Origin of the sequence: Paenibacillus sp. NPDC057967 (assembly GCF_042887015.1) — a bacterium.
Classification (GTDB): Bacteria; Bacillota; Bacilli; order Paenibacillales; family Paenibacillaceae; genus Pristimantibacillus.
In genome coordinates this window covers 112,610-131,061 of the sequence record NZ_JBHVQB010000003.1, presented here as the reverse complement: position 1 = coordinate 131,061, position 18,452 = coordinate 112,610, and the positions used below count along the sequence as shown (strand labels likewise).

Here is an 18,452-nt window from a genome sequence, read left to right as displayed (position 1 = left end):
TCAGATTCAACAGGTTAATCTAAAAACAATTGGAGTGGATTATTTCTTATGCAAGCAAGAGAGAACTTACGCAACATCGCAATTATTGCACACGTTGACCATGGCAAAACAACACTGGTTGACAAGCTGCTTCAACAATCGGGAACGTACAGGGACCATGAATCGGTGCAAGAGCGTGCAATGGACTCGGGCGATCTGGAGCGGGAACGCGGCATTACGATTTTGGCGAAAAACACAGCCATTACGTACAAGAATTACCTGATCAACATCGTGGATACGCCAGGCCATGCCGACTTTGGCGGCGAGGTTGAACGCATAATGAAAATGGTTGACGGCGTGCTGCTGGTCGTGGACGCATTCGAAGGCTGCATGCCACAGACGAAGTTCGTATTGCGCAAGGCGCTTGAGCATCAGCTTACGCCAATCGTAGTAGTGAACAAGATCGACCGTCCGAACGCAAGACCAGTAGAAGTAATTGACGAAGTTCTCGACTTGTTTATTGAACTGGGTGCGAATGACGACCAATTGGAATTCCCGGTAGTCTATGCTTCGGCGCTGATGGGCACATCCAGCCTGGATGCCGAGAAGCAAGATGATAATATGATGGCGCTGTACGATACCATCGTCAGCCATATCCCTTCCCCTACTGAAAATGTGGAAGAGCCGCTTCAATTCCTCGTCACTCTTCTTGACTATAACGAATATTTGGGCCGTATTGCGATCGGCCGCGTCAATCGCGGAACGATCAAGCAAGGCCAGGCTGTAGCCGTTATTGACCGTGAAGGCAAGCCGAAGCAGGCGAGAATTGAGAAGCTGTTCGGCTTCCAAGGCCTGAAGCGCATCGAAATCGCAGAAGCAGGAGCAGGCGATATCGTGGCAATCGCAGGTATTCGTGAAATCAATATCGGTGAAACCATTGCCGACCCTCAACATCCTGAAGCGCTGCCGGTTTTGAAAATCGACGAGCCTACGCTTCAAATGACTTTCCTTGTCAACAACAGCCCGTTCGCAGGCCGCGAGGGCAAATGGGTAACATCCCGCAAGCTGCGTGATCGGTTGTTCAAAGAGCTGGAGACAGATGTTGCGCTTCGCGTGGAAGAGACCGAAAGCCCTGACGCCTTTATCGTATCGGGCCGCGGCGAGCTTCACCTTGGCATTCTGATCGAGAATATGCGCCGTGAAGGGTACGAGCTTCAAGTATCCAAGCCAGAAGTTATCGTCAAGGAAATCGACGGCATCAAGCAAGAGCCGTACGAGCGCCTGTTGATCGACGTTCCGGAAGAGAGCATGGGATCGGTTATGGAGAGCCTAGGAACTCGCAAAGCCGAAATGGTCAACATGATCAATAACGGCAACGGCCAAGTGCGTCTGGAATTCATCATTCCGGCGCGCGGACTGATCGGTTACCGTACATCGTTCCTGACGCTGACGCGCGGATACGGCATTATGAACCATGCGTTCGACAGCTACGGGCCTCTTGCGGGCACGGGCGTAGGCGGCCGCCATCAGGGCGTGCTTGTGGCAAGCGAGAACGGCACATCCACCTTCTACGGCATGCTGGGTGTAGAAGATCGCGGCCTGATGTTCCTGGAGCCGGGTGCAGAGATCTATGAAGGCATGATCGTAGGCGAGCATAACCGCGACAATGATATCATCGTCAACATCTGTAAAGAGAAGCAATTGTCCAACGTCCGTTCGGCGGGCAAGGATGATACGGTGAAGCTGAAGACACCGGTTATCTTCTCCCTGGAGCAAGCTTTGGAATATTTGAACGACGACGAATATTGTGAAATTACGCCGAAATCGATTCGTCTGCGCAAGAAGATTCTTGTGAAGAGCGAGCGCGAGCGTGCGGAGAAGCATCGTAAAATGTCCCAAGCTGGTGTATAAGCAAACTGCGAAGTGACATCAGAGTGTATCGTTTCGCAAGCTGCCAACTTGCGTTAGGAGGTAAGTAAGATGCAGGAATGGTTGAGCGAGCATAAGCTCGTCTCCTATCTTCTCATATTGGGATTCACGATCTTTATCTTTAATTCGGTGTTCCGCCCTCAGGCGAAGCTGCCGATTTTGAAGGAAATTATGGTCTATCTCGTGATGGTAATTGGCTCGTTCGTCCTGATGATTATGCAGGTCGACAAGCTTCCGATCATTCAGTGTATGGCGGTTGCCGTCATCATGATGTTGATGCTCAGAGGCCGTCAAATGTACGATAAGTGGAAGAAGGGCAAAACGGGTGGTACGGAATCGCGCAAAGCGGAGCAAGGGCAATGAGACTGGAGGATGCGCTGTTCAATTGGGTGCAAATCCGGCTCGTCGCCGATGCGAGACAAGAAGATGGGGCTGCGCGCGACACGCTTGCTTTTTTTGAAGAAATTTTGCAGGAAGATCATGGTCTGTCGTCCTTTGAGATTGAGCGGGCTGACGAGACCATGCTTTACGTCCGTTATGTGAAGGACGGACGCGCCTTGCTGAAGCTGTATCCCCGGGAAGCCGGGGAGCAGCTGCTTCATGACATTAACGCTACTCCCAAATATAACGAAGCTTGAAGGTGAGAGGATGAGCCAACAATCGAACTCATTGCCGCCGCGTTCAAGCGGGCGAAAAGGTCCTCCTGCCAAACCTGGCAAGGTTAAGAAGAAAAAAAGAAATCCGTTTCTTAAGGCTTTCTTTTTTCTTTTTTTTGGACTGCTGCTTACGGCGGCGGCACTTATCGTTGTGGTGGCGCTTAAGACTTCGGATGCAATCGACACGATTGCACTGGATGAGACAGAAGCTACGCCTGTACCTGTGAAGGAATCGGTCAAGCAAAAGCCGGTTGCTTTTGTGTTGATGGGCATTGATTCACGCGACCACGGTGGAGGACTGAATACCGATGTTATGATGGTAGCAGCCTTTAATCCGTCGACGAAAAAAGCGACAGTCGTGGCAATTCCGCGTGATACATACGTCGAAGTGGAAGGATACCGCGGACGGAAGGCCAATCGGTTCTACGCTGACAACTACGTCGTTGCAACGCGCGACAAAGGGATGAAGAAGGAAGCAGCCGATCTGGAAGCGAAGAAGGCGGTAAAGGAAGTCATGGGCAAGCTGTTTGATATCGATATCAAATATGCCTCCATGATCAACTTCCAAGGCTTCTCGGATGTTGTGGATGCCTTAGGCGGAATTTCAGTCAACGTAGATATGCGAATGAAGTACAAGGATACCAGGGACGGCACAGATATTGATCTGCAGCCTGGTATTCAGGACCTAAAGGGCAAGGAAGCGCTAGATTTCGTCCGATACCGGAAATCGAACGACGGCAAAAACATGTCCAGCGACTTCGACCGCAACCGCCGGCAGACCGAAGTGCTTGGCGCAATCGTAGACAAGCTCGTCAGTATAGGTGGCATCCCTAAAATTGGCGGCGTCATCGAAGCTGTGGGGAAAAATATTTCTGCTGATATGCATAAGCAAGAAATTACCCGCATGCTCGAAACGTATTATTCGATCAGAAGCAGCGACATTGAGTTCCTGTCCCTTGAAGGCGTGTGGAAAAGTCCGAATGTATACATCGATGAAGCCAGCCTTGCAAAGGTGAAAGCGGCCCTTCAGGCAAAAATGGCTGAATGACCGTAGACTGACGGTAATATAATAGCTATAATAGGAGCTAAGCAGCTGCTTTTGAATGAAGGCCGATTCAGAAGGAGGTTATGCGGATGAACAATCCAGCAGTAATGGCGGTAGATCCGCATCCTGACGATATGTATGGTTGGAGCAAGCGGCTAGCTGTGTTTTCTGTTGCCAAAGGGAAAGATGAGGACAAGTATAGAGCCATGCATATGGTTGCATGTGCATGTGAAGAAGCCTAGTGATCTGATCACTAGGCTTTTTGCGTCTTTTGGACAGCTTTACCGTTTCTTAACGTGAGCGCGAAGGAGCAGGCTTGGTGAGACTGTTTTGCTCAAGGAGCTCACCTTCCGCATCATTATCCGGGCCTTGCTCTGGATCCGGTTCTGGCTCGGTCATCCCGTTGCTGTCGTCGAGCTCTGAGTCAGGAGGAACGATATCGCGCGGGAGCTGGGGAACGAGACGTCCCATAATGTCCGCAAGCTCTTCAGCAAAGCCGGAGAACGGATGTCCGTTGCGAATGTCGTTGCCGATCTCCGCCAGACGGTTGGCAATATCAACATCGGCTGTGACGAAGGCGTCAACGCCGTATTCGTCATTACGGAACGCCTCAGCCACCGAATATTTGATCGTGCCGACACGCGAACGCTCTAAGGTGCCGTCGACATCAATGCCTACTATTGCGGTATTACCTACAATGACGCAATGCGCATTCTCTACACCGCTCACGCCTTTGGCTAACTCTTCCAAATGTGTTTCCACTTCGCTGCGATTTTCTATGAGCTTCTTGCCGCTGCCGTCTTGCGCAGCCTGATAGCGGCGATCATTTTGCGGAGAGGGTGATGCATCGTTTCGTGCGCCACAGCCTGTAGCCAGTAACGCAATAACGATTGCCGCAGATAACCATTTGTACATGTATGCCACCTCTTTATCAGTATGTGTCGCGCCGTTTCGCTTGTATACTAGTGTGTCCGCTGCCATCTGACGCTATGTATGCGGAAGTATATCCGACGCCGGGAGGGTTCTCATGAAAAAAATATTCGTGCTCGATACAAACGTATTGCTCCATGATCCTCAATCGCTTTTTGCCTTTGACGACAATGAGGTAATCATCCCTGCCATCGTATTGGAAGAAATTGATTCCAAAAAAAGGCTCGCTGACGAGCTAGGCCGCAATGCCAGGCTGGTGTCGAGATTGCTTGATAATATGAGAGAGCAGGGCCATCTGCATGAAGGCATAGCACTTCCGGGAGGCGGCTTGCTGAAGGTGGAATTGAATCATCGAAGCTTTGTGCGCGTGCATGAGATGTTCGGTGAGATGTCCAATGACAACCGTATTCTGGCCGTGGCGCTTAATTATCATATGGAGCAGGAGAAGGTCGAGGAGAAGAGGAGCGTCGTGCTTGTCAGCAAAGACGTACTCGTTCGCATCAAGGCCGATGTGCTTGGACTGGAGGCACAAGATTATTTGTCTGACCGGGTTGTGGAGCATTCCGAGTTTTACACCGGCAACGTTACGCTTCATGTTCATCCTTCCGTGATTGATGAATTTTACTCCTATCGCTTCCTAAGTGTTAGTCATTTGCAAATGAAGGATCGGTTGAGCCCGAACGAATTTGTCATCTTGCGCGATGAGATGGGAACCTCCAAATCCGCCCTGCTTAAAGTGAGCCAAGATGGCGTGCGACTGGAGCCGCTCTTTTTGAGCAATGATCCGGTATGGGGAATTACAGCTCGCAACGCGCAACAGCGGATGGCGCTGGAATTGCTGCTTAACGATGACATTCCGCTCGTGACCTTGTCCGGCAAAGCCGGCACAGGCAAGACGCTGCTGGCCTTGGCGGCAGGCTTGCTGAAGGTCGAAGATGAGCATAAGTATAAGAAGTTGCTGATTGCAAGGCCGGTCGTGCCTATGGGTAAGGATATCGGATATTTGCCCGGCGAGAAGGAGGAAAAGCTGCGGCCATGGATGCAGCCGATATACGATAATCTGGAATTCCTGTTTGATACGAAAAAAGCGGGCGATATTGATAAAATATTGATGGGCATGGGCAGCATTCAGGTCGAAGCCTTGACATACATTAGAGGCCGCTCAATCCCGGGTCAATTTATCATTATTGACGAAGCCCAAAATCTGACCAAGCATGAAGTGAAGACGATCGTCTCCAGGGTTGGGGAGGGCAGTAAGATTGTATTGATGGGCGATCCGGGGCAAATCGATCATCCTTATCTGGATTCCATTAGCAACGGGCTTACGCATATCGTGGAGAAGTTCAAGCGAGAGAACATCAGCGGTCATATGACACTGGAGAAGGGGGAGCGGTCCAAGCTTGCACAGCATGCTGCCGATTTGTTGTAGCGCAGCCATGGCGGCTATCATAAATATCAAGAAAGGGTTATCCTTCGAGCTGTCGCTGAGGGATAACCCTCTTTTAACGTTAGTTTCATTTGTCCATAGAGCTGGAAAATCGTTTTTTTGGGAAAACCGTCGTTCTTTTGTCTCATTAGGGTTGTACAAGTCGGCTGCAAACTGCTATTCTATACCCATAACGAAGGTAGCCGGAAAGGAAGAAAGCTGTGTCTCCTCGCAAGTATGCGCCGCTCATTATCGGTGCACTGCTACTCACCGCTTTGTTGCTGCTGTATTTCTCGCGATCTGTGAGCTGGAACTGGAATAGAGTGAATCATTCCGACGGAATTACGCCGATTGAGCCGGCTGGGGGCCAGCGAATTACGCAATTGTCGACTGATCTTTATGTAAACGTTTCCTTGCCATCCGCAGATTACGCTCGGCTGGTAGAGCGTACGGAACGATTTATGCTAGAGTATCCGCATATCCAGGTTGATATCTCTAATGAACGGAATAGCGCCGGCAGATATGAGCATCTATTGACGTTGAGCAATCAAGGAACGGCTCCTGATGTAATGCTGCTCGACAATGGGGGCGTTATTCCGCTTGCAGTGAAAGGGTTACTGAAGCCGGTAGACAGTCTGATGACAGGAGAAGTATTGACCGATCAATTGCCGCGATTAATGGAGACGCTGAAGTGGAACGGTTACTTGTGGGCGGTGCCTTATCGGATTAATCCATATGTAGTGGCTTGGAACAAGGAGCTACTGGCTGAGGGAGGACTGTCGGAGCCGCCGAAACAATGGGATGCTTTTCAATCGGTGGTAGAGAAGATCACTTCAGCGAGGGCATCGCTTGAGCCTGGCCAAGAGCTGTACCTGATGAATTTCAGCCCTGATGAGTTAGAGCAGCTGCTCGTCTGGTCAAACCGGATGAGTGGCGGCAAGGAGCGGCTCATTAATTTGCATGCGCTGCCGGATCCGCTTCTGAACCGGTTAACCTGGATGCAATCGGCAGGGAAAGTGTCCGCGATTCCGTCTCATCGCTCGACAGAGCTGAATGAACTCATTGAGCAGCAGAGACTGCTTATGCTCATCATGCCGTGGGAGGAGCTGAGCGGCTTAAGCCAATCGGCTCGCAGCAAGCTGATCGTGGAGCAGCAGGATATTCATTATCCATGGCTCAACGGAGCCAGCTTTGCCATTAGTTCGAGCAGTCCTTCGGAGAGCGAGGCTATGCTGTGGATACAGGAGATGACAAGCCCGTACAGCAGCTTGAAGGACTTTGAAGAGGGCGGCAAGCTGCCGGTGAGGCCGTCCTTGTACGATCAGATGAGGCTGATTACGAAGTCTGGCGATACACCGCCATACTGGTGGCTGGAGGCGCTTAGCGCTAAGGTACAGAGTGCCGACAACATGCTGCCTGATCCGGACTGGCCGAAGCGCTGGAAGGACTGGTCTAGCGCGTGGAGGGCAGCAGGCGGGGAGACAGAGGTGTTCGTGCAAAAGATTGCAGCCGAAGAAGCGGAGGAATAGGCTGCGTTTGGTGAGAGGCGAGCGTAGTGCGGAATTGCTGGCAGAGTGGGGAGCTGTAAGCCGAGAAAATCGGCTTGCAGACCGTGGAAGAGGATGCCGAGCAGCTGTAAGCCGAGAAAATCGGCTTGCAGACTGGGAAAGAGCGGCACGAGCAGCTGTAAGCCGAGAAAATCGGCTTGCAGTCCGTGAAAGAGGAGGCCGAGCAACTATAAGCCGAGAAAATCGGCTTGCAGACCGTGAAAGAGCTGGCCGAGCAGCTGTAAGCCGAGAAATTCGGCTTGCAGGCCGTGAATGAGCCGACCGAGCTGCTGAAAAATTAGTTACTTGTCTGTTATGCTCACGATCGACGGTATCATCTTAATCGCGAGAATGGAGATTACTTCGAAGAAACAATAAGCGCAGGTTCTACGGCTGATTTAGCCATGGACTCTGCGCTTTCTTATGAGTTTAACAAACTAACCCGCCACCAAACTATCTACAGCAAAATAGATATCCTAACTCGCTCACCAAACCAACCATAACAAATTAGATTTCCTAACCTGCTCACAAACGACCGCACCAAATAAAACGCCTGATCCGGCACCAAACTAACCACTATTTAATTTGACGCCGCCTACAAAGTAACGCTCAATTTGATGATTAGCTCGCCGTCTTTGATCTCTACTGACTTGGCTTTCAGAAATGTCGTAATGAGACCGGGATAAAATCCGAGATCGAACTCATCCTCCAAGGATTTGCGTGTTGTGTCCGGAAGCATGAATCCATTGAACAGCAGCTCGTCGACATGGAAGAGCAGTCCGTTGCGCGGCTCCTGAATCAGACTGTAATGACCAGAGATGCTGATTTCTATATTGTCACGTTTTCCGAAGGCGGTGATGGTATCATCCTCGAACCGGAAGGAGAAGTCATTGAACCGCTCATCCTGCTCGCGCAAAAACTCGTTCAACTTATCTTCAGGCACACGAATCGTATATTGCAGCCCTTTGATCTCCATCAAATCCTTGTTGTCTTGAATCCAACCCGGAAGCTTGCCCATCGACTGGGACAACGCGCCGAAGTAGGCGCGGACTTCCTTCAAGCCCGCAGATTCCCAAAAACCTGTTAGTTGTTCGATCAACAGGCGAATGCGGTCGCTGTCCGAGCGTCCGGCCAACTCGCCTTCAAGCTGAGACTCCAGCGCCAATACTCTATCCCGTTGAAGGTTCAATTTCTCTTCCATAGCCATAAGCTCGGCTTGCTTGCCTTCTAGCTTGGCATAACGGTCCTGCAAATCCCGATATTGCCCGATGTAAGCATTCAAGGTATGCTTGTCTTGCGAGACAATAATATCAATATAGTCCAGCAATGTAAAAAACTTCGTCCACGAATCCGTCGTCAGCAAGGACAAGTACAACATGTCCCTCTCACCCATATAATAGGCCCGCAATACATCTCCAGCCTGCTCCCGTTTGCCGTCAATAGCAAGCTCCTGTGTGGCGAGCTGTTTCTCCGCTTCTGTCATCGTAAGGAGCAGGGCTTCTTTCTCTTGCTGGATTCGGGCGATTTCCTTGTCAATTTCAACGACTGACAGGCTTTTCTCCAGAAGCGAGTGCAGATCGTCGGGGGACTTGGCCCGCTCTTCGGCGAGCACAGGCAGCCGGAGCATGATGAAGACGCAGAGCAGCGATGCCAGCAGGGCGGCTGCGATTCGTCTCCGGATGTTGAATTCAGTCAACGTCATCCTCCCTTCTAAAAGGTTTGCGCGAAGCAAACCTTGCTTCGTAAGCACTACTTAAACTTTGCGAAGCAATCCTTACTATGTAAGCACAGGCTCACCAACTAGTTTATGCGGAAGCCAATTCTATTATATCTTACATTTGGAAAAGGGTGAAACATGCATGACAAGCTTTCCAGATACTCCGCTGGCCCATCGAATCGCTGATCATATCAGTCGGTCCCGCCAGAAGGGGTGGTACGTACTGCCAGGCGGGGCAACACAATTGCTGCCTTGCATTACCTTTCATGAATATATGGAAGCCTGCCTGTATGATGAAACCTACGGCTATTACCGTGCAGGTGAAACAAAAGTCGGGAAGGAAGGAGACTTCTATACCAGCTCTGCCATCGGCAGCGTCATGTCGGAGGTCGTATCCCGGTATGCCTTAAAGCTTCAGTCCACACTGGGCCTGCCAGTTGTCCTTGCCGAATGGGGGGCTGGCACGGGGCGATTGTCCGCAGGCATCGCCGCATCGCTGCGCAAGCTAACGCCCCAATGGGAGGAGTGCTTCAGCCAAGTGCTGATAGACGATCATCCCGGGCATCGGAAGAAAGTAAAGGAGTCTTATCTGGAGGCTGAATTGCCGGGCGCTCCACCGGTATATTCGTCCAGTCAGTCTTTAACATATTGGCAGTCCAGGCAAAGCAAAGGATCGGTTCTGCTCATAGCCAATGAGCTGCTCGACGCTTTTCCCGTTCACCGGATCGTTCGCAAGGGGGATGCATATAAGGAGCTGGGGGTTGCGGTTGCGCCTGGTCAAGGTTTTATTTATACAGAGATGCCTATATCGAATAAGGACTTTCTTGAGTGGCTGGAGAGGGACGGCATTGTTTTGCGGGACGATCAAATAACAGAACTATGCCCGGGAGCACGCGATTGGCTATTGCAGCTTGGACGCTTGCTTTATGCAGGTGACCGCGTCATGTTGATTGATTACGGCTACGAAGCAGACGAGTATGCGGCGGAGCACCGAATGCAGGGGACGCTTATGACCTATTTGCGCCACCAGGCCAGCGATTCGCCCTTCCGACATGCAGGAGAGAGGGATATTACCGCTCATGTCTCCTTCTCCTTTATACGGTCATCCGCGGAGGAGGCGGGATTCCGTGTAGACTATTACGACACGCAAAAGCAATTTCTGCTGGACAACGGAATTCTTGAGCTGCTTGGCAGTCATGATGGCTCTAATCCCTTTGGCGAGGAGGCCAGACGCAATAGGGCGGTCAGGCAGCTGTTGCTGAGCGACGGGATGAGCGAGAGCTTCAAGGTGATGATCTTGAGGAAGACATAGAAAAAGGCTGTCTGTATGCGAGTGACTCGCCGTACAGACAGCCTTGTTTGTTCTTGTCGTTGTTAGAATGGCAGGCTCATCTTGAAGACTGACCAATAAGTGAATCCAATGAAGGAAACCGCCATATAACCCCAGAACATCATTATGTACGTTCTTTCGGAGAAATTCAAGTACCCCAAGAATACGAAAGCGACGGCTTGCGCGAAGAAGAGCAGCGCGAATTCCGTCATATGGCCTGCAAAAGCCATAAGCCCGATGACTAAGCACCAGAAGCCAAGTACCCGATACATGCGTGCCATGTTACATCCCCCTTTTTACCCTGCGCCGATTTTCTAAACTTCATTATAACGTTTGCCTCCGCGAGTGTAAACCTAAAACCGTGACGAATTGACAATTTTTTTGACTAAACATGTTATTGTTTTATACAGTTTGCTCATGAATCATCCTAATCATGTATGAGGTCGCAAAAAATTGGTTATACAATTTAGTATCCAATAGATTCTATGAACTCTACCAAGGGCATAGAGATAAGTAAGCGCCTTTTACGTTAGGAGGTTTTGATTGCATGACAGCAGTTAGACAAGACGCGTGGAGCCCGGACGATGATCTCATTCTCGCAGAGGTAACTCTACGCCATATTCGCGAAGGAAGCACACAGCTCGCAGCATTCGAAGAAGTGGGCGAAAGAATCGGACGCACGTCCGCCGCTTGCGGCTTCCGCTGGAACAGCTGTGTTCGCAAGCGTTATGAGGATGCGATACAGATTGCCAAGCAACAGCGTCAAAAACGCAATTACTTGAAAAAGCAGACTGTTACAGCAACATCACAAGTTTCATCGCTTGCGGTATATGACACAGAAGAACGTTCATTCAAGCATGATGTAGTCACACTGGACGAAGGAATTTCGATTGACGCCGTAATCCGCTTCCTTAGAAGCTGGAAGTCCACTTACCAGGATTTGTCGCGGCAGATCAAGCTGTTCGAGAAGGATTTGAAAGACAAGGAAGAAGAGCTTTACCGACTGCGCAGCGAGAATGAGAGACTGGCGAAGGAAGCGAACAGCGCTCAGACGGATTACCGTGCTGTAAATGACGACTACAAAACCCTCATTCAGATTATGGATCGTGCGCGTCGGCTGACCGTGTTATCCAGTGAAGAGGAAGCAAAGCCCAGGTTCAAGATGGATGCCAATGGCAATCTGGAACGCATTGAATAAGTTATAGCGATACTAGGGAAGCCCGCCGTATAAGATACGGCGGGCTTTTCATCTGAAAAGGGCCCAGTGTATAATACGGGGGACGAGCGATAGGACAGGGGGCAGTAACTTGCAAATCGAGGTTGTGGGCGGGGGAGCTATAGGACTATGGGTTGCGGCTAATCTCGCATCGGCGGGAGAAGCCGTGACATTATGGACGCGGACGGTGAGGCAGAGCCTTCGTATAGAAGAAGCCGGCATTCAGCTGGTGGACACGGAAGGAAGCAGCAGAACGGTTCGTCTGGCGTGCGTGCCGATGGAGAGGCATCGCCTATCGGTCCAGTCGCCAAGGAACGGGGGAGAGAGCTGGATCATACTTGCGATCAAACAGACGGCAATCGATGATGAGCTTATTGGACAGCTTCGTGTATTGGCTCAGACACGCAGGCATACAGCCGTATTATGCTTGCAGAATGGCATCGGTCATCTGGAAAAGCTGGCCGCGGGACTAGGCGGCGTGCCTGTCTATGCGGCTGTCACCACGATGGGAGCCAAACGCGAGGATGAGCGAACGGTCAGACTTGCCGGTACTGGTGAGCTATGGATTAGTGAAATAGCCGAGAATAGCCCCAAGATTGACGAAAATCGCGTAAAATCTCAAAAAAAGTTTCTATTATCTCTGCAAAAGGCAGGATTTCAGGCCTTCTTGTCGAATCAGATCAATAATCGGATTTTCCATAAATTGCTGATCAACGCGGTCATTAATCCGCTAACTGCAATCTTTGATGTGACCAATGGCGACCTCCCTAAGCATGAGCGGCGTCTACATATAATGCGGGCATTACATAATGAAACGTTAGAAATTTTAATAAGAGCAGGGATGCAAGATCCCGGCGACAGCTGGGAAGGGGTGCTGGACGTATGCGTACGGACAAGCGCCAATGTCTCTTCCATGCTGGCCGACGTCCGCGCAGGCAGAGTGACAGAGATAAGGGCTATTAATGGCGCTGTAGCGGAGCTGGCTGCTTCGTATGGGATGAACGCACCGATGAATGCGGCGATGGCGGCAATCGTGGAATCTTACGAACAGATGCATTAAAGAGAGGGGACAAGCATGGGCGCGATATGGAATAGCATACAAATCGTTTATACGGCACTCGCGGTTATACCGATTCTTCCTTTTGCGATCGTTCTGTTCGGCTACGGCGCCGTTGTTCAGAACCGAAAAAAGGCGCTCATTATGGCAATGGACGTATCGACTGTATTTTTTATTTTGTGCGTATCGGCTTTATTCAATATGCTTTTCAAAAGCTCCTTTGGACTTTATGGCATTCTACTGGTCATGATCCTGGCAGGCGGATTGCTGGGCAACGCCCAATTCCGCAAGCGCGGCAACGTAGACGTCAAGCGCGTCTTCCGGGCGATCTGGCGGCTAAGTTTTTTTGCGACAACCGCGTTGTACCTGGTGTTTATGCTGATTTTGTTAAGCAAGCTTGTTTTTACCGTCGCATAAAGGACACTATATATAGAAGAAACGCCTCTGCCGCGCAGAGGCGTTTTTGCTTTGACGGGCCTATCGTTCTTTGTGTACAATGGCTTTGGCGTTACTTTTTACATGGGGTACCGTATCGGATCGGATCGTCTGACCCATTCAACATAATATTACACATAAGGGAGGATTGGCTGATGATGTCAACAGAATCGTATCGTCTTCCCGTTGGCCAGCCATTGACGGAGGCATACATTCATCGATCGGATGCAAGAATCGAGGAATTATACGGTTATCATGCAGGTACCGCATCAGATTGGGAGCGTCGTTACCGTGCATTGCGCGACTTGACTCCAACCAGAGCGAATGCGGCTGACGTGGCAGAGAGCCTGCGCACGTATCAAGCAAAGTGGGGAGCATCTGAGGAAGCGCTGGCTAATATTGCTGCAATTAGCGAAGGCGCGCCTGTCGTAATCGGCGGTCAACAAGCAGGGCTTTGGACTGGCCCGCTTCTTGTCATACATAAAGCCGTCTCTATCATTAACGCGGCGAAGTCGGCAAGCGAGCAGCTTGGAACAACCGTTGTACCTGTGTTCTGGATTGCCGGAGAAGACCATGACTGGGATGAAGCGAATCATGCTTATGTCATTACAGCAGAGCAGGAGCTGAAGAAGCTGGCGGCAGCCAGACCGGAAGGGCCAAGAACGTCGGTCAGCCGGACGGCAATTGTGCCAGAAGGTTGGGAGCAGTTGATTGCCGAGCTGGAGCAATCGCTGCCTCATTCGGAGTTTAAGCCGCATATGCTGGAGAAGCTGACAGACCTGTCTCGGCAATCGTCTTCGCTCTCGGATATGTTCGCGGGGCTGCTTAGCAGCTTGTTCGGAGGGGAAGGTCTTGTGCTGCTTGATGCGGATTGTCCAGACATCCGCAGCTTGGAATCCCCGATGTTCCGCAAGCTGATCGAACGAAATGACGAGCTGGAGCAAGCTTACTTATCAGTCGCAGGCAAAGTGAAGTCGCTTGGCTATACGCTTCAGGCAGATGTCGTACCGGGAAGCGCGAATGTGTTCCTGTTCCATCCGGAGAAGGGCGGAGAGCGGACTTTGCTTCATAAGAAAGAGGGGACCTTCCAGGATCGGAAGGGGCTTTCTTCATGGACTGCGGAGGAGCTGCTGCACTTTGCGGATGAGCAGCCGGAGCTGCTGAGCAACAATGTGCTGACGCGCCCACTCATGCAAGATTATTTGTTCCCTGTGCTTGGAACAGTGCTTGGCCCTGGGGAGATCGCCTACTGGGCGCTTACAGGCGAGGCTTTCCGAACGCTTGGCATGGAGATGCCGATTATAGTGCCGCGCATGTCCTATACGCTAATTGAAGGCACGATCGCCAAAAATATGACCAAGTACGAGCTGTCGTTCGCTGATGTGATGGAACGCTTCGACGCCCGCAAGGAAGCTTGGCTGAAGGAACAGGACGGACTGGCCATCGAAGAGAAGTTCGGTGCTGTGAGAGCGTCGTTCGAGGAGATGTATAAGCCGCTCGTTGATATGGCGGCTTCCGTACAGGCAGGTCTTGCCAAGCTGGGCGAAACCAACATGACCAAAATCCTGGAGCAGATCAGCTACATGGAATCCAAGACGGTGGATGCGCACAATAAGCAATTCGAGGCATCGATCAGGCAGCTTGATCGTATTGCCGGCTCTATTCTTCCAGCGAATAAGCCGCAGGAGCGCGTGCTGTCGATGGTCGGTTATTGGAATCGCTATGGCGATGCTTGGTTAGGCAAGCTGCTTGATGCGCCCTATGACCGCACGGGCGGACATGAAATTGTATATTTGTAAGGTGAAAAACTTTATTGGAGGGGAATCGTAGTGAGCCAATTGGAAAGAAGCATAATCGCTGATCCGACGCTTGCGCCGGAAGGGCATCTGAAGATTGATTGGGCAAGCGCCCATATGCCAGTCCTGAACAAGATCAAAGAGCAATTCGAGAAGGAACAGCCGTTCAAAGGATTGAAAGTGACGATCTCGCTTCATCTGGAGGCGAAGACGGCATACCTGGCGAAGGTGGTTCAAGCAGGCGGCGCAGATGTGACGATTACCGGCAGCAATCCGTTGTCCACACAGGATGATGTGTGCGCGGCACTTGTAGAAGACGGCATTACTGTATTCGCCAAGTACAACCCGTTGCCAGACGAGTTCAAGGCGCTGAACATCAAGGCATTGGAATCGAAGCCGGATTTGATCATCGATGACGGCGGCGACCTTGTGACACTGCTTCATTCCGAATGTCGCGAGCTTGGGGTTAATCTGCGCGGTGGCGCGGAAGAAACAACGACGGGCATTATTCGTCTAAAGGCACTCGAGAAGGAAGGTTCGCTGAGCTTCCCGATGGTCGCTGTGAATGATGCGTACTGCAAATATTTGTTTGACAACCGTTACGGAACAGGCCAATCGGTATTTGACGGCATTAATCGTACGACGAATCTCGTCGTAGCAGGCAAAACCGTTGTTGTTGTCGGCTACGGCTGGTGCGGCAAAGGTGTAGCGATGCGCGCCAAAGGCCTTGGCGCTACTGTGATTGTGACTGAAATTGACGCGATTAAAGCAGTAGAAGCTTACATGGACGGCTTTGCGGTCATGCCGATGCAAGAGGCGGCAAAGCTTGGTGATATGTTCGTAACCGTGACGGGCAATCGCGACGTTATTCGCGGCGAGCATTACAAAGTGATGAAAGACGGAGCAATTCTATCGAATGCAGGCCACTTTGACGTGGAAGTCAACAAAGTGGAGCTGGAGGCCCTGTCTACCGGCAAGCGTACGGTACGCCGCAATATCGAGGAGTACAAAATGGAGGATGGCCGCAATATCTACCTTCTGGCAGAAGGCCGACTGGTTAACCTGGCAGCCGGCGACGGACACCCTGCCGAGATTATGGATATGACGTTTGCGCTTCAGGCGATGTCTCTGAAATACGTGAACGATGAGTTCCAATCTATCGGAAGCAAAGTGGTCAACGTTCCTTACGAGCTGGATGAGCAGGTAGCGAGACTGAAGCTGCAATCGCTGGGCTTTGGCATCGACCAACTGTCGTCAGAGCAGATCGCTTATCTGGACAGCTGGACCGAACATTAATTCGCTGTCCATTTACCCAGGACCTTTTGCCGTGGTGAGACATGGAGTTAGAGCTTATGAACTAACCCTTGAAGAACGGCTAGGAATAGATGATTAATAGGCTAAAATATTTTTCTAAAATCCTGCTCTTGGAGCAGGATTTTTATTTTAGGTGGCGAACTACTGTATCAAGGTGGGGAAAAGTGGGGCAAAGTGGAGCGTTTAGGGGAAGGGGTGGAGCGGCATCATGTTTATGGGTGAATATCAACATAGCATTGATGAGAAGGGGCGCATTATTATTCCTTCGAAATTCCGTGACTCGCTCGGTTCAACCTTTATCGCCACACGCGGCCTGGATAATTGCTTATTCGTCTACCCGATGAGCGAGTGGAGCGTGCTGGAGCAGAAGCTGAAGACGCTGCCGCTTATGAAGTCCGATGCGCGCGCCTTCACCCGGTTTTTTTTCTCCGGGGCGACGGAATGCGAGCTGGACAAACAGGGAAGGGTAAATATACCAAGCCATCTGCGGGAATATGCGAAGCTCGATAAGGACTGCATGGTGCTGGGCGTGTCCAGCCGCGTGGAGATTTGGAGCAAGCAGACCTGGGAGGGCTATTACGAGCAATCGGAGCAGACCTTCAATGAAATTGCCGAAAAGCTGGTTGATTTTGACTTTAACTTTTAAGTTTGGCCTGACATCAGGGTGGACAATAGAAATGGGAGGACGAAAGCGTGTTTCAGCATAAGACCGTGTTATTGGAGGAAGCGGTTGACGGCCTGGCGATTAAGCCGGACGGCATATACGTCGATTGCACGCTCGGAGGAGCGGGACATAGTGAGCTTATTGCGTCTCGCCTCGGTGCAGGAGGACGATTGATCGCATTCGACCAGGACGACTGGGCGCTGGATAATGCGCGCAAGAGGCTTGCCCCTTATATCGATAAAGTAACGCTTGTACGAAGCAACTTCCGTTACCTGGAGCAAGAGCTGCGGGGATGCGATGTGCCGATGGCGGACGGAATGCCGCAGGTAGACGGCATCTTGTTCGATCTTGGCGTGTCGAGTCCGCAGCTTGATGAAGCGGAAAGAGGCTTCAGCTACAATCACGACGCGCCGCTGGACATGAGAATGGACAGAGAGAGCGACTTGACGGCCCACGAAATCGTGAATACATGGGACGTGCGGGATATTGCCCGTATTCTAGACAGGTATGGCGAGGAGAAGTTTGCACGAAATATTGCCAAAAATATTGTAAAGGCCCGGCAGCAAGCACCCATTGAACAGACAGGCGAGCTGGCGGAGCTAATTAAAGTTTCGATACCAGCCGCAACGCGCAGAACAGGCGGCCATCCGGCCAAACGTTCCTTCCAGGCGCTGCGGATCGCAGTCAACGATGAGCTGGGAGCGGAAGAGGAAGCGCTGGAGCAGAGCATCAGATGCCTGGCTCCCGGGGGGAGAGCTTCCGTCATCACCTTCCACTCCTTGGAGGATCGGATCTGCAAGCAGATCTTTGCCAAGTATGTGGAGAAATGCACATGCCCGCCGGACTTTCCGTTATGTGTATGCGGGAATAAAGGCATACTCAAGCTCATTAACCGCAAGCCGATTCTGCCAAGCGAGGCAGAGCTGGAGGATAATCCAAGAGCGCGGTCGGCGAAGCTAAGAATAGCCCAAAAGCTGGGATAAAAGAGGGGGATATCTACTAGTGGCGTACGTTAATGGTAATCTGGCGCTTCAGCCGAAGCGAAAGCCGGAACAGAAAGAAGTTATTCGCGAAACGAAGAAAGTTGTCATCAAACGCAAGTCATTGCCTGTACAGGAGAAGCTTTTGTATCTGTTCACGGTTATCATCTGTGTTGTCGTAGCCGGCATTATTATTTCTCGTTTCGCACACATTTACGATATGAATCTCCATATCAAACAATTGAATTCGGAGCAACAGACGCTCAATATAGAAATGGCGGAGTTAAAGCGGCAGGTGGAAATGCTCAACGATCCGGAGCGTATCCGCAAGCTGGCGGAAACGCAAGGCATGGTGAGTAATATGGATAACGGTATCACCGTGAAGAAAGATAGCGTCAATCCCAGCATAGCTATGCATGAATAGGGTGTGA

Annotated in this window: 19 protein-coding genes; 16 read left to right on the top strand and 3 right to left on the bottom strand. The window is 51.0% G+C overall.

Annotated features, from left to right (window positions below):
* Positions 1 to 48 precede the first annotated feature (48 nt).
* From typA to ACFVSO_RS08050, 5 genes are all read left to right on the top strand, one after another.
* A complete protein-coding gene (gene typA, locus ACFVSO_RS08070; protein ID WP_387471990.1) occupies positions 49 to 1,890 on the top strand; it encodes a translational GTPase TypA in 1,842 nt (613 codons plus the stop codon).
* A gap of 69 nt (positions 1,891 to 1,959) precedes the next feature.
* Positions 1,960 to 2,271: a YlaH-like family protein gene (locus tag ACFVSO_RS08065; protein ID WP_387471988.1), complete on the top strand. Its 312-nt coding sequence runs from the start codon at positions 1,960 to 1,962 to the stop codon at positions 2,269 to 2,271.
* Complete coding sequence (locus ACFVSO_RS08060) at positions 2,268 to 2,546, top strand: hypothetical protein (RefSeq protein WP_387471986.1); 279 nt, start codon at positions 2,268 to 2,270, stop codon at positions 2,544 to 2,546. The genes ACFVSO_RS08065 and ACFVSO_RS08060 overlap by 4 nt, the downstream gene beginning before the upstream one ends.
* Positions 2,547 to 2,556: 10 nt before the next feature.
* Positions 2,557 to 3,612: an LCP family protein gene (locus ACFVSO_RS08055; protein WP_387471983.1), complete on the top strand. Its 1,056-nt coding sequence runs from the start codon at positions 2,557 to 2,559 to the stop codon at positions 3,610 to 3,612.
* Positions 3,613 to 3,698: 86 nt separating this feature from the next.
* Positions 3,699 to 3,851: a hypothetical protein gene (locus ACFVSO_RS08050; protein ID WP_387471981.1), complete on the top strand. Its 153-nt coding sequence runs from the start codon at positions 3,699 to 3,701 to the stop codon at positions 3,849 to 3,851.
* A 49-nt stretch (positions 3,852 to 3,900) separates the two neighbouring features.
* Here the strand turns inward: ACFVSO_RS08050 and ACFVSO_RS08045 are convergent, their stop codons facing one another.
* Positions 3,901 to 4,524 (bottom strand): YhcN/YlaJ family sporulation lipoprotein, encoded by a 624-nt coding sequence (locus tag ACFVSO_RS08045; protein WP_387471979.1) that lies wholly within the window; start codon positions 4,522 to 4,524, stop codon positions 3,901 to 3,903.
* Between the two features lie 112 nt (positions 4,525 to 4,636).
* On the opposite strand from ACFVSO_RS08045, the gene ACFVSO_RS08040 reads away from it, so the two are divergent.
* Together ACFVSO_RS08040 and ACFVSO_RS08035 are read left to right on the top strand one after the other, a co-directional pair.
* Positions 4,637 to 5,968, top strand: a complete 1,332-nt coding sequence (locus ACFVSO_RS08040) for a PhoH family protein (protein WP_387471976.1) — start codon at positions 4,637 to 4,639, stop codon at positions 5,966 to 5,968.
* A 218-nt stretch (positions 5,969 to 6,186) separates the two neighbouring features.
* Positions 6,187 to 7,494 (top strand): ABC transporter substrate-binding protein, encoded by a 1,308-nt coding sequence (locus tag ACFVSO_RS08035; protein WP_387471974.1) that lies wholly within the window; start codon positions 6,187 to 6,189, stop codon positions 7,492 to 7,494.
* Positions 7,495 to 8,107: 613 nt separating this feature from the next.
* Here ACFVSO_RS08035 and ACFVSO_RS08030 read toward each other — a convergent pair.
* The gene (locus tag ACFVSO_RS08030; RefSeq protein ID WP_387471971.1) at positions 8,108 to 9,208 is read right to left on the bottom strand and encodes a coiled-coil domain-containing protein; all 1,101 of its coding nucleotides are present in this window, start codon (positions 9,206 to 9,208) and stop codon (positions 8,108 to 8,110) included.
* A 163-nt stretch (positions 9,209 to 9,371) separates the two neighbouring features.
* Here ACFVSO_RS08030 and ACFVSO_RS08025 point away from each other — a divergent pair, with 163 nt between their 5' ends.
* Positions 9,372 to 10,541, top strand: coding sequence for a class I SAM-dependent methyltransferase (locus ACFVSO_RS08025; protein WP_387471968.1), 1,170 nt, complete (start codon positions 9,372 to 9,374; stop codon positions 10,539 to 10,541).
* A gap of 62 nt (positions 10,542 to 10,603) precedes the next feature.
* Here the strand turns inward: ACFVSO_RS08025 and ACFVSO_RS08020 are convergent, their stop codons facing one another.
* Positions 10,604 to 10,840: a DUF2626 domain-containing protein gene (locus ACFVSO_RS08020; protein WP_119798306.1), complete on the bottom strand. Its 237-nt coding sequence runs from the start codon at positions 10,838 to 10,840 to the stop codon at positions 10,604 to 10,606.
* Positions 10,841 to 11,106: 266 nt separating this feature from the next.
* Here ACFVSO_RS08020 and ACFVSO_RS08015 point away from each other — a divergent pair, with 266 nt between their 5' ends.
* The 8 genes from ACFVSO_RS08015 to ftsL all read left to right on the top strand — a co-directional run bounded on the left by ACFVSO_RS08015 (position 11,107) and on the right by ftsL (position 18,445).
* A complete protein-coding gene (locus ACFVSO_RS08015) occupies positions 11,107 to 11,757 on the top strand; it encodes an RsfA family transcriptional regulator (RefSeq protein WP_387471965.1) in 651 nt (216 codons plus the stop codon).
* Positions 11,758 to 11,866: 109 nt separating this feature from the next.
* A complete protein-coding gene (locus ACFVSO_RS08010) occupies positions 11,867 to 12,835 on the top strand; it encodes a 2-dehydropantoate 2-reductase (protein WP_387471963.1) in 969 nt (322 codons plus the stop codon).
* Positions 12,836 to 12,850: 15 nt separating this feature from the next.
* A complete protein-coding gene (locus tag ACFVSO_RS08005) occupies positions 12,851 to 13,249 on the top strand; it encodes a DUF3397 domain-containing protein (protein WP_387471960.1) in 399 nt (132 codons plus the stop codon).
* Between the two features lie 173 nt (positions 13,250 to 13,422).
* Positions 13,423 to 15,066 carry a bacillithiol biosynthesis cysteine-adding enzyme BshC gene (gene bshC, locus ACFVSO_RS08000; protein WP_387471958.1) on the top strand — a complete coding sequence of 548 codons (1,644 nt, stop codon included), beginning with the start codon at positions 13,423 to 13,425 and terminating at the stop codon, positions 15,064 to 15,066.
* A 30-nt stretch (positions 15,067 to 15,096) separates the two neighbouring features.
* Positions 15,097 to 16,359: an adenosylhomocysteinase gene (locus ACFVSO_RS07995; protein ID WP_387471956.1), complete on the top strand. Its 1,263-nt coding sequence runs from the start codon at positions 15,097 to 15,099 to the stop codon at positions 16,357 to 16,359.
* 226 nt (positions 16,360 to 16,585) lie between these two features.
* Positions 16,586 to 17,023: a division/cell wall cluster transcriptional repressor MraZ gene (mraZ, locus tag ACFVSO_RS07990; protein WP_387471953.1), complete on the top strand. Its 438-nt coding sequence runs from the start codon at positions 16,586 to 16,588 to the stop codon at positions 17,021 to 17,023.
* Positions 17,024 to 17,070: 47 nt separating this feature from the next.
* Entirely contained in the window at positions 17,071 to 18,024 is a 954-nt protein-coding gene (gene rsmH, locus ACFVSO_RS07985) for a 16S rRNA (cytosine(1402)-N(4))-methyltransferase RsmH (protein WP_387471951.1), read from the top strand.
* 19 nt (positions 18,025 to 18,043) lie between these two features.
* Entirely contained in the window at positions 18,044 to 18,445 is a 402-nt protein-coding gene (ftsL, locus tag ACFVSO_RS07980) for a cell division protein FtsL (RefSeq protein ID WP_387471949.1), read from the top strand.
* Positions 18,446 to 18,452 lie beyond the last annotated feature (7 nt).

Coding starts and splice junctions, on each gene's coding strand:
- ACFVSO_RS08005 (WP_387471960.1), top strand. CDS start 12,851: ATGGGCGCGATATGGAATAGCATACAAATCGTTTATACGGCACTCGCG.
- typA (WP_387471990.1), top strand. CDS start 49: ATGCAAGCAAGAGAGAACTTACGCAACATCGCAATTATTGCACACGTT.
- ACFVSO_RS08060 (WP_387471986.1), top strand. CDS start 2,268: ATGAGACTGGAGGATGCGCTGTTCAATTGGGTGCAAATCCGGCTCGTC.
- ACFVSO_RS08020 (WP_119798306.1), bottom strand. CDS start 10,840: ATGGCACGCATGTATCGGGTACTTGGCTTCTGGTGCTTAGTCATCGGG.
- ACFVSO_RS08045 (WP_387471979.1), bottom strand. CDS start 4,524: ATGTACAAATGGTTATCTGCGGCAATCGTTATTGCGTTACTGGCTACA.
- ACFVSO_RS08025 (WP_387471968.1), top strand. CDS start 9,372: ATGACAAGCTTTCCAGATACTCCGCTGGCCCATCGAATCGCTGATCAT.
- mraZ (WP_387471953.1), top strand. CDS start 16,586: ATGTTTATGGGTGAATATCAACATAGCATTGATGAGAAGGGGCGCATT.
- ACFVSO_RS08040 (WP_387471976.1), top strand. CDS start 4,637: ATGAAAAAAATATTCGTGCTCGATACAAACGTATTGCTCCATGATCCT.
- ACFVSO_RS08055 (WP_387471983.1), top strand. CDS start 2,557: ATGAGCCAACAATCGAACTCATTGCCGCCGCGTTCAAGCGGGCGAAAA.
- bshC (WP_387471958.1), top strand. CDS start 13,423: ATGATGTCAACAGAATCGTATCGTCTTCCCGTTGGCCAGCCATTGACG.
- ACFVSO_RS08050 (WP_387471981.1), top strand. CDS start 3,699: ATGAACAATCCAGCAGTAATGGCGGTAGATCCGCATCCTGACGATATG.
- ACFVSO_RS08015 (WP_387471965.1), top strand. CDS start 11,107: ATGACAGCAGTTAGACAAGACGCGTGGAGCCCGGACGATGATCTCATT.
- ACFVSO_RS08065 (WP_387471988.1), top strand. CDS start 1,960: ATGCAGGAATGGTTGAGCGAGCATAAGCTCGTCTCCTATCTTCTCATA.